Annotated in this window: 5 protein-coding genes and 1 pseudogene; 4 read left to right on the forward strand and 2 right to left on the reverse strand. The window is 71.7% G+C overall.

Annotated elements, in window-relative coordinates; translation table 11 throughout:
* Positions 1 to 84 precede the first annotated feature (84 nt).
* The 4 genes from TX83_RS15645 to msrA all read left to right on the forward strand — a co-directional run bounded on the left by TX83_RS15645 (position 85) and on the right by msrA (position 2884).
* Complete coding sequence (locus tag TX83_RS15645) at positions 85 to 351, forward strand: DUF2007 domain-containing protein (RefSeq protein ID WP_064748901.1); 267 nt, start codon at positions 85 to 87, stop codon at positions 349 to 351.
* 201 nt (positions 352 to 552) lie between these two features.
* Positions 553 to 1497, forward strand: coding sequence for a DMT family transporter (locus TX83_RS15650; RefSeq protein ID WP_064748902.1), 945 nt, complete (start codon positions 553 to 555; stop codon positions 1495 to 1497).
* A 33-nt stretch (positions 1498 to 1530) separates the two neighbouring features.
* On the forward strand, positions 1531 to 2061 hold the full coding sequence (locus tag TX83_RS15655) for an adenine phosphoribosyltransferase (RefSeq protein WP_079248259.1): 531 nt from the start codon (positions 1531 to 1533) through the stop codon (positions 2059 to 2061).
* Positions 2062 to 2233: 172 nt separating this feature from the next.
* Positions 2234 to 2884, forward strand: a complete 651-nt coding sequence (gene msrA / locus TX83_RS15660) for a peptide-methionine (S)-S-oxide reductase MsrA (RefSeq protein ID WP_064748905.1) — start codon at positions 2234 to 2236, stop codon at positions 2882 to 2884.
* Between the two features lie 245 nt (positions 2885 to 3129).
* Here the strand turns inward: msrA and TX83_RS15665 are convergent, their stop codons facing one another.
* Complete coding sequence (locus TX83_RS15665) at positions 3130 to 3774, reverse strand: hypothetical protein (protein WP_064748903.1); 645 nt, start codon at positions 3772 to 3774, stop codon at positions 3130 to 3132.
* Positions 3771 to 3981 (reverse strand): annotated as a pseudogene (locus TX83_RS23960) (DNA-binding transcriptional regulator OxyR); the annotation flags it as partial. The pseudogene TX83_RS23960 and the gene TX83_RS15665, both read right to left, overlap by 4 nt.

A 3981-nucleotide genomic window follows, 5' to 3' on the forward strand; every position in this document is an offset into this window, starting at 1 on the left:
GCGCTCGCCGTGGCGCCCGCGATGCGCCGGGGGGCGTATGCTGGGCGCAGACCCGCCAGGCCTTCGCGCCGAAGGACGCCGACGATGCAAGTCGTCTACGAAGCCGCCCACCTGATCGATGCCCACCTGGTTCGCCACGCCCTGGAAGCCGCCGGGATTCCGGTGTTCCTGAAAGGCGAGGCCCTGCTAGGCGGGGTCGGCGAGCTGCCGCCGTTCGGTGCGGTTCAGGTTTGCGTGCCGGAAGCGGCCTGGCCGCAGGCGCGCGAGGTGGTCGAACGGCTGTCGTTCGGGGAACCGCCGCCGCAGTCGCCGGCGGCCGAGGCGACGCCGCCGGGCTGGCTGCCGGCCTGATCGCCTGCGGCGGACGCGCCGCCGCTTCACCCCATCGGCCGGCCGCCGCGTCCCGCAGGCCGGCGCCCATCCAACCCATCGAACCCCGCGACGCGGCCCTACCGGCGCCGCGTACGCCCCGGCCGCGCTCGGCGCGGTCCGGTCACGAACGGAGCCAGACCCGATGTTCCAGCGTCATTCGACCCGCCGCGAGCGCCGCGCATGAGCGCGCCCGCCGTCGCTTCGACCGACTCGTTGCGCACACCGCTGTTGCAGATGCTGCTTGGCGCTTCGGTGATCAGCAGTTCGGCGGTGTTCGTGCGCTGGGTGCAGATCGGGCCGGCCGCGTCGGCGTTCTGGCGCATGGCGCTGGCAGCGCTGATCCTGTTCGCGGTGGTCGGGCGGCCGTGGCAACGCGGGCGCCTGCGCGACTGGCACCCGGATGCGCGCACCCTCGGCCTGGTCATGCTCGGTGCGGCCTTCCTGGCCCTGGATCTTTGGCTGTGGCATCGCAGCATCCTCTACGTCGGCGTCGGCCTGTCGACCCTGCTGGCGAACTTCCAGGTATTCGTGCTCGCCGGCGTCGGCGCGCTGTGGCTGGGCGAACACACCAGTTGGCGGTTGTGGACCGGCCTGGTCATGGGACTGCTCGGCCTGGGCCTGTTGCTGGCGCCGGGTTGGGGCGGGATGGACGCGCGCTTCCGCCTCGGCGTGGTCTACGGCCTCGGCGCGGCGCTGGCTTACGGCGGCTTCCTGCTCGCCTTCCGCGCCGCCCAGGCGCGGCGCGGGCGCACGCCGAACGAAGCCTTGCAATGGTGGCTGTGCCTGGGCTGCGCGATCATGCTCGGGGCGTCGGTGCCGTTCGGCGGCGAAAGCCTGTGGCCGACCAGCGCGCACGACTGGCTGATCCTGTTCGCCTACGCCGCGGTCGCCCAGGTGCTGGGCTGGCTGGTGATCGGCCGCGCCATGCCGCTGCTGCCGGCCGGCATCGTCGGCCTGTGCCTGTTGCTGCAGCCGTTGCTGGCCTATGTCTGGGACGTGTTGCTGTTCGGCAAGCGGCTGGGCGCGATCGAACTGATCGGCCTGGCCCTGTCCCTGGCCGGCATCTTCCTGGGCCTGGCGCGCGGCGACCAGCCGCTGTTCTCGGCCCGCCGCGACGCCGCCTGAAGCGCGCGCCGCGATGTTCTTCCAAGGTGAACCATGAGCGATTCCCTGGTTTCGATGTCTTCCCTGATCCGCAGCGTCGCCGATTTCCCCAAGCCCGGCGTGACCTTCCGCGACGTGACTCCGCTGCTGGCCGACGCCGGCGGCTTCGCCCGCTGCATCGACGCCCTAGCCGAGCCCTGGCAGGGCAGCGGGGTGCAGGCGGTGTGCGGGATCGAGTCGCGCGGCTTCATTTTCGGCGCCGCGCTGGCGCAGAAGCTGCACGCCGGCTTCGTGCCGCTGCGCAAGCCGGGCAAGCTGCCGCCGCCGCTGGTGACGGTGGAGTACGAACTGGAATACGGCCGCGACAGCCTGCAAGTGCGCAGCGATGCACTCAAGCCGGGCGAGCGCACCCTGATCGTCGACGACGTGCTCGCCACCGGCGGCACCCTGGCGGCGGCGCGCGAACTGGTCGAGCGGCTGGATGCGGTGTTGGTCGGGGCCAGCGTGCTGATCGAGCTGCCCGCGCTGAACGGACGCTCGCGCTGGCGCGGCGCGGCGCCGGTGCACGCGCTACTGCAGTATTGAAGGCCGGCGACGAGCCGGCGGCCGCGCGGGCGGCGAAGGCCGTCGCACCTCGTTCGGCCCGGCTCTCTGCCGCTGCCGTCGCCTTGAATCCCGGCCTGCGTTGCCGCATCTCTTCGCCACGGCGGATGACCGCCGCAACCGCAGACGGAGGCAATTCATGGCCGGCACTTCCATTCCCGGGATCGGCGCATTCAAGCAGCGCCTGCCGCAGCGCGAAGACGCGCTGCCCGGCCGCGCCACGCCGATGCCGTTGCACAACGTCCATTACGTCAGCGGCGCCAGGCTGCGCGACGATTTCGCCGGGCTCGCCCGGGTCCAGTTCGGGATGGGTTGTTTCTGGGGCGCGGAGCGCAAGTTCTGGTCGTTGCCGGGCGTCGCGGTCACCGCGGTCGGCTATTCCGGCGGCTACACGCCCAACCCGACCTACCGCGAGGTCTGCAGCGGCCAGACCGGCCATGCCGAAACCGTGCTGGTGGCGTACGACCCGGCCAAGATCGCGTTCGATGCGCTGCTGAAGGTGTTCTGGGAAAACCACGACCCGACCCAGGGCATGCGCCAGGGCAACGATACCGGCACCCAGTACCGCTCGGCGATCTACTGCGAGGACGACGCTCAGTACCGCGCCGCGCTCGCCAGCCGCGATGCGTTCCAGGCCGGGCTGCGCGCGGCCGGCTACGGCGAGATCACCACCGAAATCCCCGCGCCGCCGGCGCCGGAGTTCTACTACGCCGAAGACGATCATCAGCAGTACCTGGCGAAGAATCCGCAGGGCTATTGCGGCCTCGGCGGCACCGGCGTGAGCTGCCCGGTCGGCCTGGGGTGACAGGCCGCGCGTACGGCGTTCGCCGGCGTCCGCGCCGCGCGCCGTAACCTCCCAGACTCGCGCTGGATCGGCGCGGGCGGCGGACCGATGCCGCCGATCGTCCCAAGGAGAAATGCGCGACCCGCTATTGCCTGGAGGCCGACTACAACGGCCGTATCTACGCGACCCACTGCAACAGCTACTTCCAGCGCTGGAGGTAGGGCTTCCGGCGCGGCCCTTCAGTCGCCGACGCGCGCCGGCCCCGGTTACAGCGGTTCGATCGCGCAGGCGTAGACCAGCTCGCAGGCGCCGTCGCCGGTGTCGGTGCGGGTCAGCGAACTCTGCCAGCGCCAACCGCCGCCGGCGTCGGCGAGCACCAGCCAGCCGTGCACGCGCACGCGCTGGTCCTTGTGCGTGCGCTTGAGCGCGCGCGCGACCTCGGCGTCGGCGGGAATGATGTGCAGGTTGGCGCTGGAGCGCTGCATCTCCTGCAGCGGGATCGGCGGCTCGCCTTCGAAACGGTAGGTCAGGAACCGCACTTCCTGGCTGAAGCGCAGTTTGGACAGCACCGCCTCCTCGCGCATGCGGCCCCAGCCTATGCCCAGGTCGGTGGGCGAAAACTCGGCGGTGAGGCCGTTGCGGTAATCGCGTCGCGACAGCACTCGCCCCTCGATGCTGAAGCCGGCCAGCGGGGTCAGCGTGCCGGGTACGAGCCGGAACGGCCGCAACCCGGCCGGCACCGGCGTCTGCAGCGGTTCGGCGTAGTCGCGCACCCGCGGCGGCATCGGGCAGCGCACGCTCGCGCCCTGCGCCGGCGCGGGGTAGTGCAGCGCGCGCGGCGAGATCGGCGAATACCACCAGCCCACCGCGCTCAACAGCAGCGCCAGCGCGATCCAGCCGCGCGGGCTCATCGGGCTTCGCGTACCGGCTTGCGCGCGCCGTGGCTGCGCGGCGGTTGCAACAGCGACTGCGGCAGCTTGCGCAGTTCGTCGGCCAGTTGCATCAGGAACTCCGACATCGCCGAACTGCGCCGCCACAGCATGCCGATCTGGCGGTGCGGCGGCTCGCCGTTGAAGCGCAGCAGGTGCACGTCGGGCGAGGGCGGTACCGGCGGCTGC

It is taken from the genome of Lysobacter antibioticus HS124, from assembly GCF_000336385.2.
Taxonomy (GTDB): domain Bacteria; phylum Pseudomonadota; class Gammaproteobacteria; order Xanthomonadales; family Xanthomonadaceae; genus Lysobacter; species Lysobacter firmicutimachus.

Bases quoted from the DNA above. Each gene is read 5' to 3' on its own strand.
- TX83_RS15655 (WP_079248259.1), top strand. From the start codon at position 1,531: ATGAGCGATTCCCTGGTTTCGATGTCTTCCCTGATCCGCAGCGTCGCC.
- TX83_RS15665 (WP_064748903.1), bottom strand. From the start codon at position 3,774: ATGAGCCCGCGCGGCTGGATCGCGCTGGCGCTGCTGTTGAGCGCGGTG.
- TX83_RS15645 (WP_064748901.1), top strand. From the start codon at position 85: ATGCAAGTCGTCTACGAAGCCGCCCACCTGATCGATGCCCACCTGGTT.
- TX83_RS15650 (WP_064748902.1), top strand. From the start codon at position 553: ATGAGCGCGCCCGCCGTCGCTTCGACCGACTCGTTGCGCACACCGCTG.